The organism is Streptomyces sp. NPDC042364 (genome assembly GCF_056437585.1).
Window position 1 is genome coordinate 54,109 of record NZ_JBWKAJ010000021.1, and the last position, 24,446, is coordinate 78,554.

24 protein-coding genes are annotated in these 24,446 nt (G+C 72.8%); 10 read left to right on the forward strand and 14 right to left on the reverse strand.

The annotated features are described in order from the left end of the window. Positions 1-9: 9 nt before the first annotated feature. Positions 10-837 (forward strand): tyrosinase MelC2, encoded by an 828-nt coding sequence (melC2, locus tag AC067N_RS31430; RefSeq protein WP_478682295.1) that lies wholly within the window; start codon positions 10-12, stop codon positions 835-837. Here the strand turns inward: melC2 and AC067N_RS31435 are convergent. Continuing rightward, on the reverse strand, positions 834-1,550 hold the full coding sequence (locus tag AC067N_RS31435; protein ID WP_478682296.1) for a ribonuclease H family protein: 717 nt from the start codon (positions 1,548-1,550) through the stop codon (positions 834-836). The two genes, melC2 and AC067N_RS31435, sit on opposite strands and share 4 nt — an antisense overlap. Before the next feature lie 64 nt (positions 1,551-1,614). Then, entirely contained in the window at positions 1,615-2,421 is an 807-nt protein-coding gene (locus tag AC067N_RS31440) for a VOC family protein (RefSeq protein ID WP_478682297.1), read from the reverse strand. A gap of 206 nt (positions 2,422-2,627) precedes the next feature. Between AC067N_RS31440 and AC067N_RS31445 the strand changes: the two genes are divergently transcribed. From AC067N_RS31445 to AC067N_RS31455, 3 genes are all read left to right on the forward strand, one after another. Continuing rightward, positions 2,628-3,065 carry a hypothetical protein gene (locus AC067N_RS31445; RefSeq protein WP_478682298.1) on the forward strand — a complete coding sequence of 146 codons (438 nt, stop codon included), beginning with the start codon at positions 2,628-2,630 and terminating at the stop codon, positions 3,063-3,065. An 83-nt stretch (positions 3,066-3,148) separates the two neighbouring features. Beyond that, a complete protein-coding gene (locus AC067N_RS31450) occupies positions 3,149-3,823 on the forward strand; it encodes a DUF3105 domain-containing protein (RefSeq protein ID WP_478682299.1) in 675 nt (224 codons plus the stop codon). 142 nt (positions 3,824-3,965) lie between these two features. Further along, positions 3,966-4,886: an SGNH/GDSL hydrolase family protein gene (locus tag AC067N_RS31455; protein WP_478682300.1), complete on the forward strand. Its 921-nt coding sequence runs from the start codon at positions 3,966-3,968 to the stop codon at positions 4,884-4,886. A gap of 183 nt (positions 4,887-5,069) precedes the next feature. On the opposite strand, the gene AC067N_RS31460 is transcribed toward AC067N_RS31455, so the two are convergent. Next, on the reverse strand, positions 5,070-5,552 hold the full coding sequence (locus AC067N_RS31460) for a VOC family protein (protein WP_478682301.1): 483 nt from the start codon (positions 5,550-5,552) through the stop codon (positions 5,070-5,072). Positions 5,553-5,775: 223 nt separating this feature from the next. On the opposite strand from AC067N_RS31460, the gene AC067N_RS31465 reads away from it, so the two are divergent. After that, positions 5,776-6,432 carry an ATP-dependent Clp protease proteolytic subunit gene (locus AC067N_RS31465; protein ID WP_478682302.1) on the forward strand — a complete coding sequence of 219 codons (657 nt, stop codon included), beginning with the start codon at positions 5,776-5,778 and terminating at the stop codon, positions 6,430-6,432. Continuing rightward, positions 6,432-7,028, forward strand: coding sequence for a ClpP family protease (locus AC067N_RS31470; protein ID WP_478682303.1), 597 nt, complete (start codon positions 6,432-6,434; stop codon positions 7,026-7,028). Before AC067N_RS31465 ends, AC067N_RS31470 begins: the two co-directional genes overlap by 1 nt. Positions 7,029-7,079: 51 nt before the next feature. Here the strand turns inward: AC067N_RS31470 and AC067N_RS31475 are convergent, their stop codons facing one another. After that, entirely contained in the window at positions 7,080-7,556 is a 477-nt protein-coding gene (locus tag AC067N_RS31475) for a helix-turn-helix domain-containing protein (RefSeq protein WP_478682304.1), read from the reverse strand. Between the two features lie 260 nt (positions 7,557-7,816). Between AC067N_RS31475 and AC067N_RS31480 the strand changes: the two genes are divergently transcribed. Continuing rightward, positions 7,817-9,286 (forward strand): esterase, encoded by a 1,470-nt coding sequence (locus AC067N_RS31480; protein ID WP_478682305.1) that lies wholly within the window; start codon positions 7,817-7,819, stop codon positions 9,284-9,286. A gap of 61 nt (positions 9,287-9,347) precedes the next feature. Here AC067N_RS31480 and AC067N_RS31485 read toward each other — a convergent pair whose 3' ends face one another. Next, positions 9,348-10,679, reverse strand: a complete 1,332-nt coding sequence (locus AC067N_RS31485; RefSeq protein WP_478682306.1) for a DUF6777 domain-containing protein — start codon at positions 10,677-10,679, stop codon at positions 9,348-9,350. Positions 10,680-10,846: 167 nt separating this feature from the next. Between AC067N_RS31485 and AC067N_RS31490 the strand changes: the two genes are divergently transcribed. Next, positions 10,847-12,121 carry a streptophobe family protein gene (locus tag AC067N_RS31490; protein WP_478682307.1) on the forward strand — a complete coding sequence of 425 codons (1,275 nt, stop codon included), beginning with the start codon at positions 10,847-10,849 and terminating at the stop codon, positions 12,119-12,121. Between the two features lie 76 nt (positions 12,122-12,197). Here the strand turns inward: AC067N_RS31490 and AC067N_RS31495 are convergent, their stop codons facing one another. The 4 genes from AC067N_RS31495 to AC067N_RS31510 form a co-directional block, all read right to left on the reverse strand. Next, positions 12,198-13,493 carry an MFS transporter gene (locus AC067N_RS31495; protein WP_478682308.1) on the reverse strand — a complete coding sequence of 432 codons (1,296 nt, stop codon included), beginning with the start codon at positions 13,491-13,493 and terminating at the stop codon, positions 12,198-12,200. Next, positions 13,490-14,668 (reverse strand): PLP-dependent cysteine synthase family protein, encoded by a 1,179-nt coding sequence (locus tag AC067N_RS31500; RefSeq protein ID WP_478682309.1) that lies wholly within the window; start codon positions 14,666-14,668, stop codon positions 13,490-13,492. Before AC067N_RS31500 ends, AC067N_RS31495 begins: the two co-directional genes overlap by 4 nt. Positions 14,669-14,812: 144 nt before the next feature. Beyond that, positions 14,813-15,262: a hypothetical protein gene (locus tag AC067N_RS31505; RefSeq protein WP_478682310.1), complete on the reverse strand. Its 450-nt coding sequence runs from the start codon at positions 15,260-15,262 to the stop codon at positions 14,813-14,815. Positions 15,263-15,388: 126 nt separating this feature from the next. After that, positions 15,389-15,853: a hypothetical protein gene (locus AC067N_RS31510; protein WP_478682311.1), complete on the reverse strand. Its 465-nt coding sequence runs from the start codon at positions 15,851-15,853 to the stop codon at positions 15,389-15,391. 445 nt (positions 15,854-16,298) lie between these two features. Between AC067N_RS31510 and AC067N_RS31515 the strand changes: the two genes are divergently transcribed. Continuing rightward, a complete protein-coding gene (locus AC067N_RS31515) occupies positions 16,299-16,748 on the forward strand; it encodes an RpiB/LacA/LacB family sugar-phosphate isomerase (protein ID WP_478682358.1) in 450 nt (149 codons plus the stop codon). On the opposite strand, the gene AC067N_RS31520 is transcribed toward AC067N_RS31515, so the two are convergent. The 5 genes from AC067N_RS31520 to AC067N_RS31540 form a co-directional block, all read right to left on the reverse strand. Beyond that, complete coding sequence (locus tag AC067N_RS31520; protein WP_478682312.1) at positions 16,735-17,724, reverse strand: serine/threonine-protein kinase; 990 nt, start codon at positions 17,722-17,724, stop codon at positions 16,735-16,737. The two genes, AC067N_RS31515 and AC067N_RS31520, sit on opposite strands and share 14 nt — an antisense overlap. Then, positions 17,717-18,643 (reverse strand): hypothetical protein, encoded by a 927-nt coding sequence (locus AC067N_RS31525; protein ID WP_478682313.1) that lies wholly within the window; start codon positions 18,641-18,643, stop codon positions 17,717-17,719. Before AC067N_RS31525 ends, AC067N_RS31520 begins: the two co-directional genes overlap by 8 nt. A gap of 5 nt (positions 18,644-18,648) precedes the next feature. Continuing rightward, the gene (locus tag AC067N_RS31530; protein ID WP_478682314.1) at positions 18,649-20,973 is read right to left on the reverse strand and encodes an FHA domain-containing protein; all 2,325 of its coding nucleotides are present in this window, start codon (positions 20,971-20,973) and stop codon (positions 18,649-18,651) included. A 93-nt stretch (positions 20,974-21,066) separates the two neighbouring features. Then, a complete protein-coding gene (locus AC067N_RS31535) occupies positions 21,067-21,477 on the reverse strand; it encodes a hypothetical protein (protein ID WP_478682315.1) in 411 nt (136 codons plus the stop codon). A gap of 714 nt (positions 21,478-22,191) precedes the next feature. After that, positions 22,192-23,409: an acyl-CoA dehydrogenase family protein gene (locus AC067N_RS31540; RefSeq protein WP_478682316.1), complete on the reverse strand. Its 1,218-nt coding sequence runs from the start codon at positions 23,407-23,409 to the stop codon at positions 22,192-22,194. A 119-nt stretch (positions 23,410-23,528) separates the two neighbouring features. Here AC067N_RS31540 and AC067N_RS31545 point away from each other — a divergent pair, with 119 nt between their 5' ends. Beyond that, positions 23,529-24,404, forward strand: coding sequence for an enoyl-CoA hydratase/isomerase family protein (locus tag AC067N_RS31545; RefSeq protein WP_478682317.1), 876 nt, complete (start codon positions 23,529-23,531; stop codon positions 24,402-24,404). The last annotated feature ends 42 nt before the right edge of the window (positions 24,405-24,446 follow it).

Below are 24,446 nucleotides of genomic sequence, written 5' to 3' on the forward strand. Positions count from 1 at the left end.
CGCGCACCCATGACCGTACGCAAGAACCAGGCCGCCCTGACCGCCGACGAGAAGCGACGCCTCGTCGCCGCCTTCATCGAGCTGAAGCGCTCCGGCCGCTACGACGCCTTCGTCACGACGCACAACGCGTTCATCCTCGGCGACACCGACAACGGCGAACGGACGGGCCACCGTTCGCCGTCCTTCCTGCCCTGGCACCGCAGATTCCTGCTGGAGTTCGAACGGGCCCTGCAGTCCGTGGACCCCACCGTCGCCCTGCCCTACTGGGACTGGACGACCGACCGGACGCCCCGTTCCTCGCTCTGGGCACCGGACTTCCTCGGCGGCACCGGCCGCAGCCGCGACGGACAGGTCATGGACGGGCCGTTCGCCGCGTCCACCGGCAACTGGCCGATCAACGTGCGCATCGACGGACGCACCTATCTGCGCCGCTCCCTCGGGAGCGCGGTGCGGCAGCTGCCGACGCGGGCCGAGGTGGAGTCCGTCCTGGCGATGCCGACGTACGACATGGCGCCCTGGAACAGCGCCTCGGACGGGTTCCGCAACCATCTGGAGGGCTGGCGGGGCGTCAACCTCCACAACCGGGTGCACGTCTGGGTGGGCGGCCAGATGGGCACCGGGGTCTCCCCCAACGACCCGGTCTTCTGGCTGCACCACGCCTACATCGACAAGCTGTGGGACGAGTGGCAGCGCCGTCACCCCGGCTCGACGTACCTGCCGGCGGCCGGCACACCGAACGTGGTGGATCTCGACGAGACCATGAAGCCGTGGAACGACACGACCCCGGCCGCGCTGATCGACCACACCCCGCACTACACCTTCGACACGGCCGGCTAACCGGCTTCGGTCGGCTCCGCCGTACGGCACTCGGGGTGGCCCCAGCCCTGGTCGTTCTTGGCGATGGGCTCGCCCGCCGCGTACGAGCGGCCGCACACGCAGCGGCCGGGGAACTTCGCCTTGATCGTGCGGGCCGAGGACGACCCGGCCCGGCCGCCGGACTTGCCGGGCCTCTTCTTCGCGGGGGCCCGGCGGACCGGGACGGTGTCGGGTGCGGCCGGGGGCTCCGGGGAGCCCAGCTCGCTGCCGGCCGCCTCCTGGACGGTGGCCGCCTGGCTCGCCGCACGGTCGGCGAAGTCGTTGAGGCGGTCGCCGTCGACCTGGTGGGCGGGGACGTAACGGAAGTCGACCGTGCGGCCGGCGAGCAGCTCGTCGATACGGACGACCAGTTCCCGGTTGGCGACCGGCTTGCCGGCGGCCGTCCGCCAGCCGTTGCGCTTCCAGCCGGGCAGCCACGTGGTGACCGCCTTCATCGCGTACTGCGAGTCCATCCGGATCTCGATCGGTACGTCCGGGTCGGTGGCGGCCAGCAGCCGCTCCAGCGCGGTCAGTTCGGCGATGTTGTTGGTGGCCCTGCCCAGCGGGCCGGCCTCCCAGCGGGAGGGGATCTCGTCGTCCTCGGCGACCACCCAGGCCCAGCCCGCTGGTCCGGGGTTTCCCTTGGACGCTCCGTCACAGGCGGCCACAACACGTTCCGGCATGGCGTCGATCATGCCATGTGCGGGGGTGTGGGCCCGTCCACGGGCCCCGCTCCCCCCGCCGCCTCGTGCGGGCCGCTCAGTCCACGGCGGTCAGCTTCGGCATCTCGCCCTGGGTGTTGGTGACGTCGATGACCGAGAACGAGGCGCCCTGCGGGTCGCTGAGCGCCGCGAAGCGGCCGAAGGGGGTGTCCATCGGGCCGAAGCGCAGGGTGCCGCCCAGCTTCGTGGCCTTGGCGACCGCGTCGTCGCAGTCGGCGACGGTGAAGTAGACGTTGATGTACGACGGGACCTCGGGCGGGAAGTCGTCGGTCATCTTCATCCGGCCGATCAGCGGCTCCTCCCCCAGGTCGAAGACGCGGAAGTCCATGCCGGGTTCGTCGGGGTCCTCCATCTGCCGGGCCCGGTAGCCGAAGACCGCCGGGAAGAACGCGTCGGACTTCTCGACGTCACGGGTGAAGATCTCGGCCCAGGCGTACGCGCCGGGCACGCCCATCGCCTCGAAGCCCTCGTGGACGCCCGCCTGCCAGACGCCGAAGACGACGCCTTCCGGGGAGCGGGCGAGGAGCATGGAGCCGAAGTCGCCGACCTGCATCGGATCCATCAGCAGTTCTCCGCCGTTGTCACGGATCCTCGCGGCCGTGGCGTTCACATCGGAGGAGGCGAGGTACAGGCACCAGGCGGACTGGCCCTCCTGTCCGGGCATCGGCGGGACGACCGCGGCCACCGCCTTGCCGTCCGCGTACGCCTGCGTGTAGTTGCCGTACTCGGAGGACGCCTCGCCGAACGTCCAGCCCAGTACGTCGCCGTAGAAACTCTTGGCCCCCTCGATGTCGCCGAACATCGCGTCGGCCCAGCAGGGAACTCCCTCGGGACGTGCGGCCATGACTGCCACTCTCCTCGGTTCGACGGGTGGTTTCCGCGGATCTCACGCTAGCCAGGGGCCGCCACGATCGCGCGCCGAACGGCGCAGACCGCGTCGGATCGCTTCGCCGGAGACCGGGAGCGCCGAGGCGGGACCACGGCCGTGGGTCTTCTGATAATTTCAGCGACGCTCGCACTCCTGTTCACTCGACTCATCAGGTGCGCCCCATGCCCGGCCGACCGCTCCGACGTACGGCGATGCCGTGCGCCCGCGGCCGGTGGGCGTACGCCGTGGCTGTCGTCTCGCTGGCGCTGGCCGCGTTCGTGCTGTCCTGCGTGGGCTCGCCCCCGGGTGAGGGGTCGCGGCGGACGGGGCCGGCATTCGTCGGTCCGGTGTTCGCCGCCCCGATGCCGGCCGAGGCGTCGGTCGTCGCGGCGCGGGCCGACCACGCGGACCACGATCCCTGCGAGCAGGGCCCCGGGCACGACTGCCACTCCTCCGACCCGCGGGCCGTTCTCGGCCATCCGCCGCTGCCCGGCGCGGACCACGCCACCGTGCCCTGGCAGCCCGCCGCCGTGCCCGCCCTGTCCCAGCGCGACCCTGCCAGGGCCCCCGGGCGGACCCGCCCGCCCGATCTCCACGAACTGCAGTTGCTCCGGGTCTAGGCCGCCGCGCCGCACCGGAGACACCGAAGACGACTCGCAGCACCGCCTGCCCGTGGAGGGCACGGCGGGGAGAAGGACATCCCGTGGCTACATCCAAGGCGAAGGCCGGCAGGACCCCCAAGGGCAACAAGGAGAACGCGAAGAGCAGGGAGGCGGCGCGGCGCGCCCGTGTCGAGGAGATACGCAGGACCGAGCAGGCCCGTGAGCGGCGGATGCGTCTGATCACGCTCGGCGTCACCACCGTGATCCTCGCCGGCCTCGTCGGCGGCGGCTGGTATCTGATCGACGCCGCCCAGGACAGGGAAGCGGCGAAGGCCGCGCCGGTCGAGGGCGTGAAGAGCTGGTCGAAGCTCACCCAGAACCACGTCGACGGGACCGTGGACTACAAGATGAGCCCGCCGGTGGGCGGCGACCACAACCAGGTGTGGGTCAACTGCGACAAGCAGGTGTACACCAAGGCCGTGCCGAACGAGAACGCGGTGCACGGGCTGGAGCACGGCGCCGTGTGGGTGACGTACAACGACAAGGCGGCGAAGGCGGACGTGGAGTCGCTGTCCGACCTCGTGAAGAAGACGTCGTACACCTTCATGAGCCCGTACGAGGACCAGTCGTCGCCGATCGTGCTGAGCGCCTGGGAGCACCAACTGAAGGTGGACAAGGCGTCCGACCCGAGGGTGCAGAAGTTCCTCGACAAGTACGTGCAGGGCGAGCAGACGCCGGAGCCGGGTGCCGCGTGCTCGGGCGGTATGACGCCGTGAGGTGACCCTGCGCGTGAACTGAGCGAGAGCGAGGGGCGTCCGGCCGGGCCGGGCGCCCCTCGTGTCCGATGAGGGGCTTCCCCCTCGGGCCGGGCTGTGCTTGCCTGGGGAGCCGTTTCTGTGGCCGGGGCGGGGGTTGCGTATGCGCAAGCCGTGGATCGTGGGAGTGGCGGTGGCGGTGCTGTGCGCACTGATGCTCGGCGGGTGCGGGGATCCCCGGTCCTCGCCGGACGAGGCGCCCTTGTCGCCCTCGGCCCCGGACGCCTCGCCGACCACACGGCAGCGGGCGGCCACCGCTTCCCCCGGTGCCCCCACCCCGAAGCCGGCACCCGAGGTGCTCTACCTCGGGGACTCGATCGCCACGGAGAACCAGAAGGTCCTCGGCGCGCTGCTGAAGGACGAACTGGACGCCGGGTACACGAGCGTCCCCTACTCCGGCACGACGCTGTGCGACTACCTGGAGGGCACCACCGACCGGTCACTCGTACCGGCCGCCGACAAGGCGGCGGCGCTGGTGCGGCGGCTGCGTCCGGACTACGTGGTGCTGCAGTTCTGGGGCAACGCGTGGGACTACACACCGTGCATGGACGGTGTCACGTACGGCGAGGACCGCACCGGGTACTTCTCCCGGTACGCGGCCGCGGCCGAGCGCCTCACCGAGCAGATCGCGGGCGCGGGCGGAACACGCAGGCCGACGATCGTGTGGGTGCTCCAGGGGCCGGACCCGGTCACACCGGACCGGATCCGCCGGGTGAACGCGCTGTACGAGAAACAGGCCGAAGCGTCCGGTGACATCGTCGCCGACGCCGGCAAGGCGGTGAGCCCGGCCTCGGGACGCTACACCTGGGCGCAGTACCTGCCGTGCACCGCGTACGAGCGCGCGCACGCCGGCTACTGCACCCGGCCGGACCAGGACCGCACGGCCGTCCACCACGACAAGGACCTGCTGCACTTCTGTCTGGCGCCCACGACGTCGAAGCCGAGGCCGTGCCCGGTCCGCTCCCCCGGCGTCACGAGGATGGCCCGGGAGATCACCCGGGCCATCGCCGAGGCGCGTTCCTAGGGACTCGCTCGCCGTCCGGCCCGGGGTCATGTCAGGAGGGTGGTTGGGTGAGTCACGCTGCTTCCGCGTCGCGAGGGTGTGGTGTTCCCCGGTGGGAGGCCCGGCCGGGGGGCCGCCCACCAGGGTGAGGGCACCTGGTGCGGGCACCGGAGCGGGGTGCCGGCTACCGGGTGCGCCTGGTCGTCACTCGCCCGCGTAGGCCTTCTCCAAGGCGGCGACGTCGAGCTTGCCCATCGTCATCATCGCCGCGTTCGCACGAGCCGCCCGCTGCGGATCGGGGTCGCCGATCATCTCCATCAGCCGGGTGGGGATGACCTGCCAGGACACCCCGAACCTGTCCTTGAGCCAGCCGCAGGGGCCCGGCTCCCCGCCGCCCTCGGTGAGCTTGCTCCAGTAGTGGTCGACCTCGTCCTGGTCCGCGCAGAAGATCTGGAAGGAGATGGCCTCGGTGAACTTGAACTCCGGGCCGCCGTTGAGCGCGACGAACCGCTGGCCGTTGGCCACGAACTCCACGGTGAGGACCGAGCCGGCCGGGCGGGGGGCACCCTCGGGGTAGTGGGTGACCCGGCCCAGCCGGGAGTCCTTGAAGATCGAGACGTAGTGGGCGGCCGCCTCCTCGGCCTGGTCGTCGAACCACAGGCAGGTGGTGAAACCGTCGCTGGACATGTGCGCCTCCTCGGGCGGTGTTTGCTGTCACCCCTGTCGACCGATCCTCTTCCGGAAACTCATCGGTGGCGCGGGCACGAGTTGCGGCGGACATCGGCGACCGGCCTGACGCTCTGCTGTCGGCGAATCTGCCGGAGGCAGAGAAAGGCCAGGTGAGAGACGGTCCCCGGGGAGAGTTGAGGCAGGCGGCCAGGGTGGCCGCGTCACTCATCTGGAGGACCGCATGACTCCACCGGTCAACGGCTGGGCCCCGTCGCTCGCCCCGCGCGCGGCGGAGGGCGACACCGCGCCCTCCCGCTTCGACGACCATCTCGCCACGCAACTGCTCGGGCAGCGGATCGTGTTCCTCGGCACCCAGGTCGACGAGGTCTCCGCGAACCGGGTCTGCGCGCAGTTGCTGCTGCTGTCGGCGGAGGACCCGCGCACCGACATCAGCCTGTACATCAACAGCCCCGGCGGCTCGGTGACGGCGGGGCTGGCCGTCTACGACACGATGCGGCTGATCCCGAACGACGTGTCGACCCTGGTCATGGGCTTCGCCGCGAGCATGGGCCAGTTCCTGCTGACCGTGGGCACCCCCGGCAAGCGCTTCGCACTGCCCAACGCGCGGATCATGATGCACCAGCCGTCGGCGGGGATCGGCGGCACCGCCGCCGACATCGAGATCCAGGCGGAGAACCTGCAGTTCACCAAGCGGGCCATCGAGCGGATCACCGCGGAGCACACCGGCCAGACCCCGGAGACGATCGCCGGGGACGGCGACCGGGACCGCTGGTTCACGGCCGAACAGGCCAAGGAGTACGGGATGGTCGACCGGGTCGTCGAGTCGCTCGACGACGTCCGCCCGGCGACGTCGCGGCGACGGATGGGACTGCAGTGATGGGGACGTACACGATTCCGAACGTGGTGGAGCGGACACCGCAGGGCGAGCGCTCGTACGACGTGTACAGCCGCCTGCTGTCCGAGCGGATCATCTTCCTCGGCACGGAGATCGACGACGGCGTGGCGAACGTGGTCATCGCGCAGCTGCTGCATCTGGAGTCGTCGGCGCCGGAGAGCGAGATCGCTGTCTACATCAACTCGCCGGGTGGATCGTTCACTTCGCTGATGGCGATCTACGACACGATGTCGTACGTGCGGGCGCCGATCTCGACGGTCTGCGTGGGGCAGGCCGCGTCCACGGCGGCGGTGCTGCTCGCGGGCGGGGACCCCGGGCGGCGGTATGTGCTGGAGCACGCCCGGGTGCTGCTGGGGCAGCCGGCCAGCGGGGGCAGCCGCGGGACGGTGTCGGACCTCACCCTCCAGGCCAAGGAGATGGCGCGGATCCGGGCCCAGGTCGAGGAGGTGCTGGCCCGGCACACCCACCATGACGTGGCGGACCTGCGGGCCGACATGGACCGGGACAAGGTGTTCACCGCGGCGGAGGCGGTGGCGTACGGGCTGGCGGACGAGGTGTTGCGTCGCCGGGTCGTGTGAGGGTCCGCCCGCGTGGTTCCCCGCGTCCCCGTGGGGGCGCGGGGACACCCGTCAGGCCGCCAGGCACAGGCCGTTGTACGGGGAGCCGGTGGCCGTCGTACGCCGGGGCGGGGCCGTGGGTGTGCGACGCGTCGGGGCCGTGACCGTACGGCGCGTCAGTTCGTCCCCGGCCAGGGACAACAGGTCGCCGAGGCCGAGGCCCAGGGCCTGCGCGGCGGCCGCGAGGACCTCGGACGATGCCTCCTTGCGGCCCCGCTCCACCTCGGAGAGGTACGGCATGGAGATCCGCGCCGCGTCGGCCACGTCCTTCAGGGTGCGTTCCTGGGCGAGCCGCTCGCGCCGGAGCACCTCGCCGACGAGGTCGCGCCAGAGGGGTTCGCGCGCGGGCGCGGCGCCGGGCGCGGGGTCCGACGCCGGGGCGGGGCCGGGTGCCGTGGGTGTCCGCCGCTGCCCGGTCGGGCGGGCCGTGGAGGCCGTCGCCGGGCGCAGCGGGATGACGCGGGCTTCGTTCGACGCTTGTTGGCTCACCCGTTCAGCCTAGAAGTCCTGAACGGGACCGGAAGGGCGAGGAGTTCCGCCCTGAGGGAAATCGGGGCCCGGCCCGGGAACGAGCCCGGTGACACCGGCCCGATCCCCCGGGAGTCCTTCATCGCCGGACGACGCGCGAGTCCGTCGTCGCGGTACAACCCTCGTACCCCATGAGGTGTCAAACAGGGCGCCGGACAAGGAACGGGCCCTTTCCGGACACCCCCGCGCTGCCCGGCCGATTCCTCACCTGGGAGCCGTACATGCGCAAGAACCGATCGGCCGCACTCGCGGCAGCGACATTCCTTCTCGTCTCGGGCGCCGCGATCGTCACCGCGCCCTCGGCGTACGCCGGGGTGCCGGGAAGTACGCGGGCCGGTGACCGCAACAGCGACTTCAACGGGGACGGATACGAGGACGTGCTGGTCGGCGCGCCGGGTGCCACCGTCAGTGGCAGGAGCGGGGCGGGTCTGGTGACCGTGCAGTACGGCTCGGCCAAGGGCATCGGCACCAGCGGTGCGGCCCGGTTCAGCCAGTCGACGGCGGGGGTCGCGGGCGCCGCCGAGGCGGGCGACGGCTTCGGCGGGGCCGTCGCGACCGGCGACCTCGACGGTGACGGCTTCGACGACGCCGTCGTCGGTATTCCCGGCGAGGACCTCGGCACCCTGAAGGACGCGGGCGGCGTGGCCGTCCTGTGGGGGTCGAAGGCGGGGCTCAGCGGCGCCGCGAGCAGCCGGCTGGAGACCGAGGAGCCCACCGCGGGTGAGCGGTTCGGTCTGGGGCTGGCCGCCGCCCGCTTCACGGCCGAGACCGACGGCGACATCCTCGCTGTCCTGGACGGGTACGACCTAGAGCTCTTCGCGTACGACGACTCGGAGTCCGGTTCGCTGAGCCGGCAGTCCACCCAGCGGCTCGGTGCGCAGGCCGAGCCCCGCCGTATCCAGCCCAAGTCCCTGACCACGGGCGACTACGACAAGAACGGCTTCGCCGACCTCGTCGTGTCGGGCCTGAGCGTCGGTGACGAGCCGGGGCACGGCTGGTCCGCCTACCTGTCGGGGAACGCCGACGGGCTGAAGTACGAGCGGGACATGCGCGGCGGGCCGGTCGCGGCCTCCGGCGACCTCGACAAGGACGGCTACGACGACCTGGTCACCGGCGAGCCGAACTCGCCGGACGACGCGTACGGCGAGACGATGACCGGCGGCCTGGTCGGGGTGCGGCTCGGCGGCCCGGACGGACCGGCTCAGGAGCCGGACTGGTGGGTGCAGGACTCCCCCGGTGTACCCGGGGTGGCCGAGCCCGGTGACGGCTGGGGCTCGGATCTCTCGGTGGCGGACACCGACGGGGACGGCTACGCGGACGTGGCGATCGGCGCCGCGGGCGAGGACATCGGCACCGTCCGGGACGCGGGTGCCGTCTGGGTGCTGCGCGGCGCGGCGTCCGGACTGACCTCGTCGGGGGCGAAGTCGTGGGACCAGAACTCGGCGGACGTGCCGGGCGCCGCCGAGAAGGGCGACAAGTGGGGCGCCCAGGTCCGGCTGACCGACCCGAACCGCGACGGCCGCTTCGGACTGCTGGCCGCCGCCCCCGGTGAGAACACCGGCGACGGGCACATCTGGGTGTTCTCCGCGGGTGCGGGCGGCGTGACGGCCTCCGGGTCGTGGACGTACAGCGCCGCCACCCTGGGGGCGCCGTACGTGGACGCGCTGTTCGGGGCCGCGATCGACGAGTGAGCACGAGGGGCCGCGCCCTCCGGACGGGCCTCCCGCAGGCGTCACGGGAGGCCCGGGCCGGTCAGGTGCCGTTCGACGGGGGCGAGCTGAGGAGGGGGGCGGACTCGCTCGTGGTGCCGGCGCCCGGTGGGGTGTCCTCCGTCTCGGGGGTCTGCGGCTGGGGCTGCGGGGGGACGGAGGTCGAGTTCTCCGGTTGCGACGGGCTCGCCGAGGACGGGCTCGCCGAGGACGACGACGGGCACGGACTGGTCTTCTCGTCCGGCGTGGCACCCTTCGTGGGCGGGCACGGCTCCGGCGACTCGGTGGGCGGCGTCTCGGAGAACGAGGTCGACACCGACGGGGAGGGCTGGTCGACCGGCGGGTTGGACTTCTTGTCCTTGCGACCCGTGTCGCCGGACTCACGGCTGAACCAGTCGTCCTGGTCGGGGTCGTACAGGATGAACACATTGATGATCACGGTCGAGCGCTCGATGACCACGACGTTCTGCGGGCTGTACGACGGCCAGGAGTCGCCCTTGGGCTCGGGTGTGGTCTTCAGCGCGACGGGCGGTTGGAGCGGGTTGCCGCAGGCGCAGCGCACCCGGGGGACGCCCCGGTCGTCGACGAGCACGGCGGTGCCGGCCTGGAGGACGGCCTGGTAGGAGGTGGCGGCGCCGTCCCGGTAGCCGTGGTTGGTGACACGGGTGTCCATACGCAGTTGCACCGGGGTGAGCGAGCGCAGATAGCCGGGCACGTCGGACGCCTGGATGCCGACGACGGACGCGAACGCCTGGTTCTTGGCGGGGACCGCCTGGAGGTAGTCGATCTGCTTCTCGACGTCGCAGCTGGCGGTGTTGCGGGTGCCGCCGTAGAGGCCGGGGGCCGAACCGTCCACGGCTCGCGTGACGTTGGCGGGCTCGGACGGGGTCGGCGAGGCCGAGGGGGTCTGCGGAACGGAGCTGTCCTTCGCCGTCGACTTGGTGAACGGGTCGGGGCCCGACTTGCCCGCGGCCTGGAGGAAGACCTCTCCGTCGCCGTCGCCGCCCGAGCCGCCGGTGCGGGTGAGGACGACGGCCAGGACCACGGCGACGACGGCCGCGGTGGCGATGAGGGCGATACGGGGAGCCGACCGCCACCAGGGGTGCCCGGGCCTGCCGGGCCCCGGCACCGAGCCGCCCGAGCCACCGCCCGGGCCACCGCCCGGGCCACCGCCCGGGCCACCGCCCGAGCCACCGCCCGGGCCACCGCCGCCCCCGGTCCCTCCGGGGCCCGAGGCGTCGCCGGGCGGTCCGGGCGGCACCTGGCCGCTCGGCCGCGTCGGACCGGTGGGGGGCGGACCGGGCTGCGACGGCCCGGACAGCGGGCCGGAAGGGGGCCCGGTCGGGCGGCCGGAGGACGGTTGTTCGGCGCTCACGGGTCTTCTCCCGCCGTAGGGATTCCGCGGCTCTTCGCGCATGTGCTGCCGCTTTGTTCCACAACAGGCCCATTGTGTGCCGTGGTCCCGCTCCGCCCGCAAGCCGAGCCGTCACCGTCCGTCCGCCCGGCGCGCGGAGTGCCCTCGCCGTGCTTAGCGTGGCAAGGGTGAGTCCTCAGACCCTGCGTTCTCAGCGGACGGCGCCCGAGCGGGCGGTCGCCCGGCACGGCTGGCTCCAGGCCCTCGGCACGGTCCTCGCCGGGCTGGTCGTGATGGTCGTGACGGCCGCGCTGGGTCTCTGGGCGGCGGGTGCGACGGATCTGCCGGACAACGCGTTCCCGCGGGTGGTCGCGGCCACGGTCGTGACGGCGGTCGGCGGCACCATCGAGCTCTCGGGCGGTGCCGGGGCCATCGCCGAGACCCAGGCCGGACTGACCGTGATCCCGCTGTCGGTGACCCTCGCCGGGGCCCTGGTGATCGCCGCCGGTTTCCTGCGGCCGCTGCGGCACCGCGCGGTCGCGGGTGCGGCCGAACTGGCGGGCTGGGCCGTACGGATCGCCGTCCTGTGGCTCGCGGCGCTGATCGGTGTCTCGCTCGGCGCGCGGCAGACGTTCGCGATTCCCCTGGGTGACGTCGGGGACTTCCTCGGCACCTCGGCCGACGTGGGCTTCGAGACGGACGTCGCGTCCACCGTCTTCTTCGGGTTGCTCTGGCTCGCCGGGGTCCTCGTCCTCGCGTTGCTGGTCTCGCGTGCGGCACCGCTCCCACCGCGGCTGGTGCGCTTCCAGGAGTCGGTGCGTCCTGCCGCGTACGCCATGGTGGTGCTGCTGCTGGGGTACGTGGCTCTCGGACTGGTCATCGGGGTGGTGGTCGCCGCCACCCGGGGGCACGCCGCCGAGACGGCCGCGGTCATCCTGCTGGGCCTGCCCAACGTCGTCTGGCTGACGTTCACGATCGGGCTGGGCGCCACCTGGGACGGTCAGGTCGAGGGGCCCTTCGGGCTGCCGATGCCGCAGCTGCTCGACCAGGTGCTGCGCGGTCCCGACGTCTCCGAGCTGAATCTCGGTTCTCTCGCCGCCCACGACGACAGGGTGTGGTGGCTGGTGGTGGTCAACGCCGTGCTGCTGCTGGTAGCCGCGTTCGTGATGGCGGCCCGCTCCCCGGCCCGGGTGCGGCTGTGGCAGCACGCGGTGCACATGGCGGTCGCCCTCGTCCTCACCGTTCTGATGATCTGTCTCGTCGCCAGGATCTCCGCCCATTACGGCCTGTCGGTGATCGGCATCGGCGACCTGGGCGGCGATCTGGGCGGGGAGGTGTATCTGCGGCCCCGGCTGTGGTCCGCGCTGGGATTCGCCGCGCTGTGGGGGCTGGTGACCGGCTTGGCGGGCGGGCTGCTGGCGAAGGGGGTCCGGCGGCGGGGCGAGGTCGACGGCCCGGGGTGAGGCGGCGTGATCGGGACGGGTACGGAAGGGGCGGGCGCCGTACGGCGCCCGCCCCCGGGCCGGACATGGGGCTCGGTCAGACCGTCACCGGCCGGGTCGGTGCCGGTGCGGCCAGGCGGCCCGAGCGGTGCAGGCCGTGCACGGCGGCCGCGCAGGCGAGGCCGAGCGCGCACAGCGAGACCCACGGCAGTGCGGGCAGACCCGCGTCGCGGGCGGCGTCCAGGGCGGCACCGGTGAGGAGGTTGCCGACCGTGATGCCGATCCCGCAGACGGTGTTGTAGAGCCCGTAGTGCGTGGCGACGAGCCGGTCCCCGGAGAGACGGACGATGGTGTCCATCTCGAAGGGGTACGCGATCATCGTGCCGACGGCCAGGAGCAGTGCGGCCAGCGCGGGCGGGACGGCCGCCGACAGCCACCGTCCGGCGCCGGGCCCCGGTACCGGCAGCGCGGCGGTCAGCAACAGGGGGACGAAGGCGACGCCCATGACCGCCAGTCCGCGGATCAGTGCCTGACCGGGCTCGTATCGGGCCTTGCACCAGGCGGTGACCCGGGTCTGGCCGAGGATCGTGCTGAGCCCGGAGACCGCGAAGAGCACCGCCACCGCGGCCGTGCCGAACTCGCCGTCCCCGCCGAGGCGCCGTACCTCCAGGGGCAGGGCCAGGTAGACCTGGAAGGTGAGGACGTACGAACCGACCATGGCCAGGGAGAACAGCAGGAAGGCACGGTTGGCCAGGATGCCGCGCCATTGGGCGAGCACACTCTCCCGGTGGTCACCGCCCCGCTCTCCGCCGTCCTCCCGGCCGCGGGCGGGCAGGGCCCGGATCTGCACGAGGGAGAGCACGGCGAAGATCCCGGCGGCCGTCAGGCAGGTGACGCGGAAGTCGACGCCGGTGAGGACCATGCCCACCAGCGGGCCGAGGAGTATTCCGGCCTGGTAGAAGACGTTGAACAGGGCGAACGCCTCGACCCTGCGCTCCCCGGCCTCGGCCGCGAGGTAGGCGCGGACGGCGGGGTTGAAGAGCGCGCCGGCGAGGCCCGTGGCCGCCGAGGCGGCGAGCAGGGCGGGCAGCGAGTCGACGAAGCCGAGCGCGGCGAAGCCGACGGTGCGCAGGACGCATCCGGCGACTATCAGGGGTTTGTAGCCGAGCCGGTCGGCGAGGGTGCCGCCGACCACGAACATGCCCTGCTGGCTGAAGTTCCGTACGCCCAGCACGAGTCCGACGATCCAGCCGGCCAGGCCGAGCGTGCCGGAGAGATGGGCGGCCAGGTAGGGCATCAGCATGTAGAAGCCGAGGTTGATGGTGAACTGATTGACCATCAACAGCCGGACGGCGCGGTCGTAGGTGCGCACCTGGGCGAGGGTGCCCTTCACTCGGCGGCCTCCTCCCACGTCGCGGAGGCAAGGGTGAGGGGGTCGACGACGTCGGTGCAGCGGGTCCAGCGGTCGACCTCCTTCTCGTCCGCGCGGCCGATGACGTCGGGTTCCAGCGGCGGCGGCCCGTCGAGGAGGCCGTGCCGGGCGCAGTACTCGTCGTCGTACACGGTGTCGAGGTAGCGCTGCGGTCCGTCGGGGAAGACCGCCGCGATCCGGGTGTCGGCGGCCCCGGTGCGGGCCAGCCAGCCGGCGACCAGTGCGACGGCGCCGACACTCCAGCCGCCGGTCGCGTAGTGCGAGGCCGCGAGGCGGCGGCAGGTGTGCACGGCCTCGTTCGGGGCGACCCAGTGGACTTCGTCGAAGGTGGCGTAGGCGACGTTGCGCGGGTAGATGCTGGAGCCGAGTCCGCGCATCAGCCGGGTGCGGGCGGGCTGGCCGAAGATGGTCGAGCCGATGGTGTCGACGCCGACGATCCGGATGTCGGGGTACAACTGGCGCAGCACCCGGCCGATGCCCGCGGAGTGCCCGCCGGTGCCGACGCTGCACACGAGGACGTCGATGTGGCCGAGCGCGGTGGCGAGTTCGAGGGCGAGGGGGGTGTACGCGGCGGTGTTGTCGGGGTTGTTGTACTGGTCCGGGCACCAGGAGCCGGGGTGGCGGTGGAGCAGTTCGGTGACCCGGTCGCGACGGGCCTGCTGCCAGCCGCCCGTGGGGTGGGGGTCGGTGACGATGTCGACCTCGGCGCCGTAGACGCCGAGTAGGCGGGTCATGGACGGTTCGAGGCCCGGGTCGGTGACCAGGGTGACGGGGTGGCCGTGGACCATTCCGGCGAGCGCCAGGCCGAGGCCGAGAGTGCCGCTGGTGGACTCGATGATGCGTGCGCCGGGGCGCAGGTCGCCACGTGCGCGGGCCCGTTCGACCATGTAGAGGCCTGGCCGGTCCTTGATGCCGCCGGGGTTGAAGCCTTCCAGCTTCGCCCAGAAGCCGTGCCCGGCCGGGGTCAGCGGTTCGGAGACGCGCAGGAGTGGCGTGTTGCCGACGAGTGCGGGGAGCGCCGAACCGCCGGATGGGGTGCGGGGGTTGGCGGGGCCGCCTGGTGTGGTGCCGTGCGTGGGGCCGCCGGTGAGGGATGTGGCGGTCGTGCCGGTGGTCGTCTTGGTGGTCGACTGCATGTCGTTCGCTCTCGCTGGACGATGAACGGATGGGTGGTCGTCTCGCGCCGGGGTCACGGGCCGGCGGACGGATTCGGTCGTCCGGTCCGCTGTTCGCTGGTCCTGGCGCGGCAGCCGGTGCGGGGCCGGCCGCGGGCGAGGGGTCTAGATGCGCCACCGGGAGGTGCGGACGAGGGCCGCTCGGCCGCTACGGGCGTGCCGTCGGCTGTGCGGGCGACTGCGCCCCTGCCATGGCGGGCGCGCGGCGATCGCGGCGCCGGTGAGCAGGGGTGCCGTGCCGGTCGCGGAGGGCTGGTCGGACGACTGGGCGGCGGCGCGCAGGAAGCCGGCCGGCACGCACTCCTCGGCCGTGTGGTGGTCGTGGGGGCCGTGCGGTGTCTCGTGCCCGGAGGAGGCCTCCACCGCCGTCAGGACGGTGGAGGCAGGAGTCGGCGCCGGTGTCCGACGGGTCTGGTCGACCGGTCCGTGCGCGAAGGCGCACAGCACGACCGTGATCAGCAGGCAGCCGCGTACGAGGGCGGCGAGCAGCCTCGGCCATGGCGAGTCGGCCCGTGCCTCGCCGACGTACGAGGGCATGGGGGTGCGTGGGGGCACTGGGGGTCCTCCGGGCGCCCGTCGGCGGCGGTGAGGCGTGGCCTCTGGTCAAGACACGCCGGACCGAGCGACGGGCGGTGGTGGTGATTCGTGAGGGGGCAGGTCGGGCGGGAGGGGACCCGAGGCCTAGATCTGCCGGACCGCCAGTGATCTCAGGGTGGCCGACGACTGGTCGGCGAGCCGCGCTGCCCCGACGTGCCGTACGGTCGGCGCGCTGCCGGGAGCCGCCGCTTCGCCGATCGACGCCGCGCATCGGGGCTGGGTGAGGGCAGGTCCCTGGTTGGGCTGCGCGGAGGCGCAGTGCTCGGCCGGGTGGCTCGCAGGGTGGTCGCCGTGACCGTCACGGGGTCCGCCGAGCGGGGCGGCCGCCGCGACGACCGTGTGGGCGGGGGAGTCGGCGAGCTGGTGCTCCGACGCCGTGGGGACCGGTGCGACGGCGCCGGTCACCAGGTGTCCACCGGCGGTTTCGGGGGTCGCGCCATGCATGAGCACGACGGCGAACAGCACCACGGCGAGGCCGAGCAGACGCGGCAGCGGGCCCGCGGAGACGCGGACCCGACGCATACGTCGGGGCAACCAGGCCGTGATCACGCCGTGATGCTAGCGCGTCGCGGAGGCCGATCGTCCGCCTCCGCCCGACGACAGCGGCAACCCGCCAGCGAATGACCGGTTTGCTTCGGCGAGCACCGCGCCGGCTGACCTCGGCCGCGGTGTCCCACCGAAATCCGCTGGACGCAGGGACGGGGCCCCTCGGAGGCCACGCCTTGCGCCGAAAGGTGCCCCTGCCCATGCCGGCCGAAGCCCGGTCGGCGGCCGGCACCGGGGAGACGGCCGGGTGCGTGTGCAGGACCTCCCCGATCCGGGCGGCGGAGGCTCGGCCTTGGGAGAGTTCGACGAGGACATCGCCGGGTCCGCCGGCTGCCTCCAGCGTTTCGACACCAGCGTCGAGCGGCTGCCGGGAAGCCGTGGCCGCGCCCGTGGCGGTGCCTTGAGCGGAGGGGCGCGGCGTGCCGGGCACGCGGGTAGTCTCCGGGGCATGCGGATCTCCGTCTCCTCGGACATGGACGAACCCGTGGCCCGCCTCCTCGTCGAGGAGTTGCGCGGTCGCGGCCACGAAGTACTGACCCACGGGGCGCTGCGCCCGGGAGACGACCCCCAGTGGGCGGCGTGCTCGGAGGCGGCGGCCCGCGAGGTCGCCTCGGGGGCGGCGGACCAGGCCGTCGTGTGCTGCTGGACCGGCACCGGCGCGTCGATCGCCGCGAACAAGGTGCCGGGCGTGCGGGCCGCGCTGTGCACGGACGCGTACACGGCGGACGGCGCCCGGCGCTGGAACGACGCCAATGTGCTGGCGATCGGTCTGCGGCTGACCTCCGCCCCGCTGCTGAAGGAGATCCTGGACGCCTGGTTCTCGGCCCAGGCCAGCCAGGACACCGAGGACCGCGAGAACGTGGCCCGGGTCGAGCGGCTCGACCTCAGGGCCGGATGAAGACCGGCCTCGCCCAGGCGGGGGGCTCCGGCGGCGGTTCGGGCGCGCCGCTCGCGGGCGTCCCCGCGGTGCGGGTCGGCGGGTGCCCGGTCGGCGTGCCGTGCCGGGTACCGGCGAACCTGAGCGCGGCCACGAAGGACAGGCACGAGTCGTAGCGGTCGTCGGGGCTCTTGGCCAGGGCCCTGGCGAGCACCTCGTCGACGGAGGCGGGCAGATCGGGGCGCCGCTCGGTCAGGGGCGGCGGCTGGTCGTACTGGTGGGCCCAGAGCAGCGCCATGTCGTCGTCGCGCTGGAAGGGCGGGCGCCCGGCGAGGGTCTCGTGGACGACGCAGGCGAGGCTGTAGACGTCGCAGCGGCCGTCGACCGGCTTTCCGGAGATCTGCTCCGGTGCCACGTAGTCGAGCGTGCCCACGAACTGCCCGACGGTCGTGAACCCCGTCAGCGACAGCGACTTCTTCGTGAGGCCGAAGTCGGTGAGGTAGACGTGCTCGGGATGTTCGCTGTCCGTGCCCTGCGCGACCAGGATGTTGCCGGGCTTGACGTCCCGGTGCACCAGGCCGTGGTCGTGCGCGGCGTCCAGCGCCGAGGCCACCTGGCCGGTGATCCGGGTGGCGGTCGTCAGCGGCAACGGGCCCTCCCGGTCCAGGAGATGCCGCAGATCCCGGCCGGCGACGTACCGCATGGCGATGTAGAGCACGCCCTCGGTCTCGCCCGCCTCGAAGACGGGCACGATGTGTGGATGGTCGATCGCGGCGGCCACGCGTGACTCATGGGTGAAGCGGCGGCGGAAGGTGTCGTTGCGCGCCAGCTCGGGTGCGAGGAGCTTCAGCGCGACGGTCCGTTCCAGCCGCAGGTCCTTGGCCCGGTAGACGACGGCCATACCGCCGCGGCCGATCTCGCTTTCGATGCGGTATCCGGCGATCTGCTGCCCGACGAGGTCGGACGGCCGTCCCGCGTACGGTCGCGTCTCACTCATCGGGGGTCACCGGCCGTACGAGCCGGGTGGGCTCGTGGTCGCTCGGGCCCTGCCGGCCGGGGCGGGGCCCCTTCCCCTCCTGCGCTCCGGACACGACGTCCGTCCGCCTGTCTTCTCCCGCTTCGGGGTCCGGCGACGCGTCTTCTGCCGGTTCGGGGTCCGGCGACCCGTGCTCCGCCGGCGCGGGGCCGCCGGGAGCGGGTTCCGCCGGCCGGGGTTCCATGGCCCCGGCCACCGTCGGTTCCGGCCACGCCGGTGCCTGGGGTGCCGGTCCGCGCTCCCCCACGACACGGGTCGGCTCCGGGCGCCTCGCCGGTTCCGCGGCCGGAGCGGCGGCAGAGTCGGGTGCCGACCACGCGGCGCGGGCGGGCGCCGGCCGCGCGGCCGGTGCTGCTGCCGGCCCCGGGGCGGCGGCCGACGGGACGGGGTCCTCCTGGGGCTCCCCGGCGACGGCGAACGTGCTCAGCCGTGTGCCGTCGCAGTACACCCACCTTTCGTGCGCGGAGTCGAACAGCCACAGCGACTCGCCGTCGACGACCACGCCGATCCGCATCCCCTTCGTACGGTCACGGAAGGACCCCCCGTCGAGCCGTCCGGCCGCGAGGGCCTCCGCCTCGGTGCGGTAGCGGGCGAGGGCCTCCTCCACCCGGGCGAGGAGGGGGCGGGGGTCGGCCGTGCGGGCGGGCCCGGTGCCGGCCGCGGGCGGGGCCTGGGGCACGGCGACGAGGAGGCGGCCGTCGACCCAGGCGGACCAGCCGTTGGCGCACAGGACCTGCCCCCAGTCGCCGAGCCGGTCGAGGAGCTGGACCGGGAGCAGCGCGTCGAGGGGCATCGTGGGGCGGGCGGGGTCGGGGGCCTCCCAGGCGGGCAGCCCGCCCGGCGGGACGACGTGCGTGGGGAGGAAGCCGGGGGTCGTCATCGCGGCTACTTCCGCATCACGGCGGGTTCGCGGCGGCGCAGCAGACGGGCGACGAGGTAGCCGCAGACCAGGGACAGCACCACGAGCATCCCCAGGTCGAGCAGCCAGACACCGGCGGAGTGCTCGAACAGCGGGTCGGACTTGTCGGGGACGATCCGTTCGAGGTCGATCGTGCCGGCCATGGCCGCGAACGCCCATCGCGAGGGCACCAGCCAGGCCAGTTGTTCGAGGACGATCGTGCCCTGCACGTCCAGCAGCGCGCCGCAGAAGACCACCTGGACGATCGCGAGGAGCACCAGCAGCGGCATGGTGACCTCTTCCTTGCGGACGAGCGCGGAGACGAGCAGGCCGAGCATCATCGCGGTGAAGGCGAGCAGGGCCACGGCCAGTGTGATCTCGACGAGGGGTGGCATCAGCACACCTTCGCCGCCGGGGGCGTTGAGGTCGACGCCGAGGAGCGCGACCAGGGTGAGGACGACGGCCTGGAGGACCGTGATGGTGCCGAGGACGACGACCTTGGACATCAGATACGCGGATCTGGACAGGCCGACGGCGCGTTCCCGCCGGTAGATGACGCGCTCCTTGACCAGTTCCCGGACGGCGTTGGCCGCGCCGGTCAGCACGCCGCCCACACACAGGATGAGCAGCGCGTTCATGGCGGTCTCGCGGTCCAGTTCGCTGCCCGCGAGGGCCCTCGCCATGGCGCCCATGACGAACGGCAGCGCGATCATGATGGCGAGGAAGGTGCGGTCGGCGCCGAGCGCGGCCGTGTACCGGCGGACCAGGGTGCCGAGCTGGGCACCCCAGCTCTGCGGCTTGGGCGGCGGGGCCACCTCGACGGGCGCCGCCTCGGGCAGGTACGGCCGGCCCATGGACGCGGCGACGTACTGGCGGTGAAACGGCGAGTCCCGGTACTCCCCCGCCCAGTCACGGTCCCGGTCCCGTTCGAACGCCTCGAAGGCTTCCGGCCACTGTTCGAAGCCGAAGAAGGCGAGGGTGTCGTCGGGCGGCCCGTAGTAGGCGACCTTGCCGCCGGGCGCGAGGACGAGGAGGCGGTCGCAGACGTCGAGGCTGAGGACGCTGTGGGTGACGACGATGACCGTGCGGCCGTCGTCGGCGAGGCCGCGCAGCATGTGCATCACGGAGCGGTCCATGCCGGGGTCGAGTCCGGAGGTCGGCTCGTCGAGGAAGAGCAGGGACGGCTTCGTCAGCAGTTCCAGGGCGACGCTGACCCGTTTGCGCTGGCCGCCGGAGAGGCTGTGGATCGGCTGGTCGGCGCGCTGTTCGAGGCCCAGCTCGTGGATCACCTCGTCGACGCGCGCCTGGCGCTCGGCCTTGGCGGTGTCCTGGGGGAAGCGCAGCTCGGCGGCGTAGGCGAGGGCCCTGCGGACGGTCAGCTGGGCGTGCAGGATGTCGTCCTGCGGGACGAGGCCGATGCGCTGGCGCAGCTCCGCGTAGTCGCGGTAGAGGTCGCGGCCGTCGTACAGGACCGTGCCGCTGTCGGCCGGGCGCTGTCCGGTGAGGGCGTTGAGGAGGGTGGACTTCCCGGCGCCGCTGGGGCCGACGACGGCGAGGAGGCATTTCTCGCCGACCGGAAACGCCACCTTGTCGAGGAGTGTCTTGCGGCCGCGGTCGACGGCGACGGTCAGCTCCTGCACGTCGAGGGAGACCTCGCCCGTGTCGACGTACTCCTGCAGCTCGTCCCCGACCAGGCAGAACGCGGAGTGGCCGATACCAACGATGTCACCGGGTGTGACCGGCGCGCTGTCGACGGGGCTGCCGTTGAGGAAGGTGCCGTTGTGGCTGCCGAGGTCGACGATCTCGTACGTGCCGTCCGGGCGGGCCCGCAGTTCCGCGTGCCGGCGGGAGACCACGAGGTCGTCGATGACGAGGTCGTTGTCGGCGGCGCGGCCGATGCGGACGGTCCGCCCGGGCAGCGGGCGGACGCTGGTCGGCTGCCGGAAGGTGCCGGTGGTGGCGGGCTGGAAGACGCCGGAGGGGCGTTCGGGGGCCAGTCCGGTGAGAACGGCCCGTGGCCCGTCCTCGGCGCTGCCGAAGCGGATGACGGTGCCGGGTCCCACGTCCCACTCGCGGACGCGGTGACCGTCGGCGTAGGTGCCGTTGGTGCTGTTCTCGTCCTCGATCGTCCAGTGGTCGGCGTGTGCCCTGAGCACCGCGTGGTGCCACGAGACCCGGTCGTCGTCCAGCACGATCTCGCTGAGCGGGTCGCGTCCGACGTGGTACTCGTGGCTCGGGGTCAGCACCGTGGAGCCCGACTCGGTCTCCAGCACGAGTGCGGGCGCAGTCGCTGCGATCGACCGCTCTGCCATGCCGGAAATTCTACCGATTAGCCTCTTTGTCCGCCTGATAGATCGACCACGGAGCCGACCGGGGGGCAAGGGCCGGGGAACTCGGGCCCGGGGTCAGGCGGCGGGGGCGGCGATCCGCTGGGCGATCCGCTGCATGCGGACGGCGTCGACGGACTCGGCGAGCAGTTCGTACTCGGTGGTGTCGTCGTTGGTGGCGATGCGCACCAGGTTCCCGGCGGCCAACTCCTCGGCCACCAGCTCCTGCTGGACATCGTCGGCGGACCAGGCGCGCAGCATGCTCGGCACGTCCGGGACGGTCTCGGCGACGGGGACGACGGAGTTGGGCGGGAAGTTCGGGTTACCGGGTCGCGGGTCGAGGCGTTCGGCGATCCATAACGCGCGGTCGCGCATCCACCAGAGGGCCAGCGCCAGGGTGGGGGCACGGTAGGTCCCCAGAGGCACTCCGACGCGCTGTCCGCCGCACATCCCGTACGCGGTGACATGGCACAGGAATTCGTCGTGCACGCTAAGCTCCCCCGATCGCACCGCCGCCGACCGCCGCCCGGCCCCGCTCGCCGTACGGACCCGTTCTCGCCTCACAGACCTGCTGGTCGCGCATATCAGGCGATCCAATGTCACGCACGGTGACGTCAAGGGCGCACACGGAGGCACGCTTTGTTCATGACTCAATCGCCTGTTACTCGAGTATCGCCACTCCTGACACTCTGTCACCATGCCAATTCAGCCAGTCTCCTGGCATATGCGAGCACGCGAATGGCCGAAACGGTACGACGAGCCCTGCGACCGGGGCTGTCCTCGGTATGACCTCCGAGGTGATCGACGCCCTCCGGGGGTTGCCGGGCATCGTGGCGGTGCCGGATCACACGGCGGCCGACGGCCGAGGATCCGGTCGCCGTCCCATACGTACGTCCTCGACGGAGGGTTCAACGATCATGCCCGCACGGGGGCGCGCCGGCAGTTCCCGGGGCTCGCCCTCCACCTCGGCACGGCGGTCGACGGGCACCTGACAGCGCCCGCTTCGGCTGGGAGCGGGTCGACGAGGCGACCGGCGCCGCGCCCGTCGCCGGGTTCGATGGGACATGGAGGACATGGAGGCGGGCGAGTCGGTGACAGTACGGCTCGGGAAACGCGTCGACGCGGCTGAGGAGGCCGCTCTCCCGGCGGCAGCCCGTGGAGGCGTCGTGCGCCACCCCGGGGACAGGGCGGCGCCTGCTGCCGTCATCCCTCGGCGGCGGTCGCGGCCTGACGGCGGTAGGGGCGCACCGCGCGGCGCGCGATGGCGAAACGGTGGGTCTCCGACGGGCCGTCGTAGATGCGGAACGGTCGCACCTCCCTGAGGAGCCGGGCCAGCGGTGCGTCGGCGGTCGAGATGCCGAGCGCGCCGCAGATCTGCACCGCCCGGTCGACCACCCGGTGCACGGCCTCCGCGACGAACGTCTTGGACACCGAGGTGAGTTGCGCGGCGGACGCCGAACCGGTGTCCAGTTCCCAGGCGGTACGCAGGATCAGGGCGCGACTCGCCTCGATGTCGATCTCGGAGTCGGCCAGCATCTGCTGCACCATGCCGAGGTCCCCGAGGAGGGCACCGAAGGCGAGGCGACTGCCCGCCCGCTCCAGTGCGACGTCCTGGGCGCGCCGCGCGGCTCCCAGCCAGCGCATGCAGTGCGTCAGACGGGCGGGGCCGAGTCGCACCTGGGCACCCTCGAAGCCCTGCCCGACGGCGCCGAGCACCTGGTCGTCCCCCACCACGCACCCGTCGAAGACGATCTCGCTGTGCCCGGCGAAGAGCCCTTCGTCCAGGGTCTCGATGTCCCTGACGAGGCTCATGCCGGGAGTGCCGGCGTCGACCAGGAACATGGTGGCCCCGCCCGGATCGCCGGGATCGCCCGAGGTGCGGGCCATGACGATGGCGAAACCGGCGCCGCGGGCCCCGCTGATGAACCACTTGCGCCCGTCGATGCGCCAACCGCCGGGAACGCGGGTCGCGACGGTCCGCAGGGCACGCGGATCGGCGCCGGCGCCGGGAGCCGGTTCGGTCATGGCGAAGCAGGACCGCGTCTCGCCGGCGGCGAGCGGGCGCAGATAGCGCTGCTTCTGGTCCTCGGTGGCCACCTTCTCCAGCAGATGCGTGTTGCCCTCGTCGGGGGCCGCGCAGTTCAGCGCCAGGGGGCCGAGCAGCGAGTAGCCCGCGGCTTCGAACACCACCGCCTGTCCGCGCAGGTCGAGGCCGTGCCCGCCCCAGCGCGTCGGCACATGGGGAGCGAAGACACCGGCCTCGCGGGCGGCCTTCTGCAGGGTCTGCCGCAGCTCCTCGGGGCCGTCGTGCACGGACCCGCCGCAGGCGCGCTCCGCCGGGATCACCACCTCGCGGACGAAAGCGGAAGTGGTCGCGGCGAGTTGGGTGACAGCCGGATCGACATCGAACTGGATGGGCACGGGACCTCCCGGCGACGGGCGTACGGGCATCGGGTCCCGTCGCGTCCTAGAAACTGTATAGCGTGTTCAGTATCTTGCCCGGGGGAACCCGGCGACGGGAAGACGACAGGAGACACGTCATGAGCCATCCCGTGAGCACCGGGCCGGTCCGAATGGTCCGCCACCACGACGGAGTGGTCGAGCTGGGACTGGACGCGCCCGGGCGGGCCAACGCCCTGGATCTGGAGATGGCCGAGGCGCTGCGGGACGCGACGGCCCGGGTGGCCGCGGACCCCGGCGGCGCGGTCCTGCTGCGGGCCACGGGCGGCACCTTCTGCGTGGGCGGTGACCTGCGCGCCTTCACGGGGCTCGGCGAGGGGACGGGCGCGTATGTGCATGCCGTGGCGACCGCCGCGCACGCCGCGGTACGGACGCTGCACGACCTGCCGGTGCCGGTGGTGACGGCCGTGCGCGGCGCCGCCGCGGGCGGCGGGGTCGGCCTCGCCCTCGTGGGCGACATCGTCCTGGCGGCCCGGTCCGCACGGTTCCGGCTGGCGTACACCGATGTCGGGCTCACACCGGACTGCGGGGCCTCCTGGCTCCTTCCCCGCCTGGTGGGCCCCCGGCGGGCGACCGACCTGCTGCTCACGAACCGGGTCCTGACCGGCGACGACGCCGAACGCTGGGGCCTGGTCTCCCGGTGCGTCGACGATGAGGAGCTGGACTCGACGGCACACGGGACCGCGGCCCGGCTCGCCGCCGGCGCCGGTGCGGCGCTGCGCGCCGCGAAGCGCCTGCTGCACGACGACACCGGGGGCGGGCTGGACCGCCGACTCGCCGAGGAGGCCCGGCAGATCGCCGCCCTGGCGGACGGCCGGGAGGCACAGGAGCGCATTGCGGCGTTCCTCGCCGCCCGCGACCGGGCCGCCGGGGACCGCGTCCGGGCTCGCCCCGAGGGCGGCGCCCCGACGGGCGACGATCCCGCCCGGGCGAGAGAACAGGAAAGTGTTTCTTGAATCCCTCTTCACTAACAGGTCCGCCGGAGCGTAACCTCCGGG

Coding starts and splice junctions, on each gene's coding strand:
- melC2 (WP_478682295.1), top strand. CDS start 10: ATGACCGTACGCAAGAACCAGGCCGCCCTGACCGCCGACGAGAAGCGA.
- AC067N_RS31435 (WP_478682296.1), bottom strand. CDS start 1,550: ATGATCGACGCCATGCCGGAACGTGTTGTGGCCGCCTGTGACGGAGCG.
- AC067N_RS31470 (WP_478682303.1), top strand. CDS start 6,432: ATGGGGACGTACACGATTCCGAACGTGGTGGAGCGGACACCGCAGGGC.
- AC067N_RS31440 (WP_478682297.1), bottom strand. CDS start 2,421: ATGGCCGCACGTCCCGAGGGAGTTCCCTGCTGGGCCGACGCGATGTTC.
- AC067N_RS31460 (WP_478682301.1), bottom strand. CDS start 5,552: ATGTCCAGCGACGGTTTCACCACCTGCCTGTGGTTCGACGACCAGGCC.
- AC067N_RS31545 (WP_478682317.1), top strand. CDS start 23,529: ATGAGCCATCCCGTGAGCACCGGGCCGGTCCGAATGGTCCGCCACCAC.
- AC067N_RS31530 (WP_478682314.1), bottom strand. CDS start 20,973: ATGGCAGAGCGGTCGATCGCAGCGACTGCGCCCGCACTCGTGCTGGAG.
- AC067N_RS31520 (WP_478682312.1), bottom strand. CDS start 17,724: ATGAGTGAGACGCGACCGTACGCGGGACGGCCGTCCGACCTCGTCGGG.
- AC067N_RS31480 (WP_478682305.1), top strand. CDS start 7,817: ATGCGCAAGAACCGATCGGCCGCACTCGCGGCAGCGACATTCCTTCTC.
- AC067N_RS31455 (WP_478682300.1), top strand. CDS start 3,966: ATGCGCAAGCCGTGGATCGTGGGAGTGGCGGTGGCGGTGCTGTGCGCA.
- AC067N_RS31445 (WP_478682298.1), top strand. CDS start 2,628: ATGCCCGGCCGACCGCTCCGACGTACGGCGATGCCGTGCGCCCGCGGC.
- AC067N_RS31500 (WP_478682309.1), bottom strand. CDS start 14,668: ATGCAGTCGACCACCAAGACGACCACCGGCACGACCGCCACATCCCTC.
- AC067N_RS31465 (WP_478682302.1), top strand. CDS start 5,776: ATGACTCCACCGGTCAACGGCTGGGCCCCGTCGCTCGCCCCGCGCGCG.
- AC067N_RS31515 (WP_478682358.1), top strand. CDS start 16,299: ATGCGGATCTCCGTCTCCTCGGACATGGACGAACCCGTGGCCCGCCTC.
- AC067N_RS31525 (WP_478682313.1), bottom strand. CDS start 18,643: ATGACGACCCCCGGCTTCCTCCCCACGCACGTCGTCCCGCCGGGCGGG.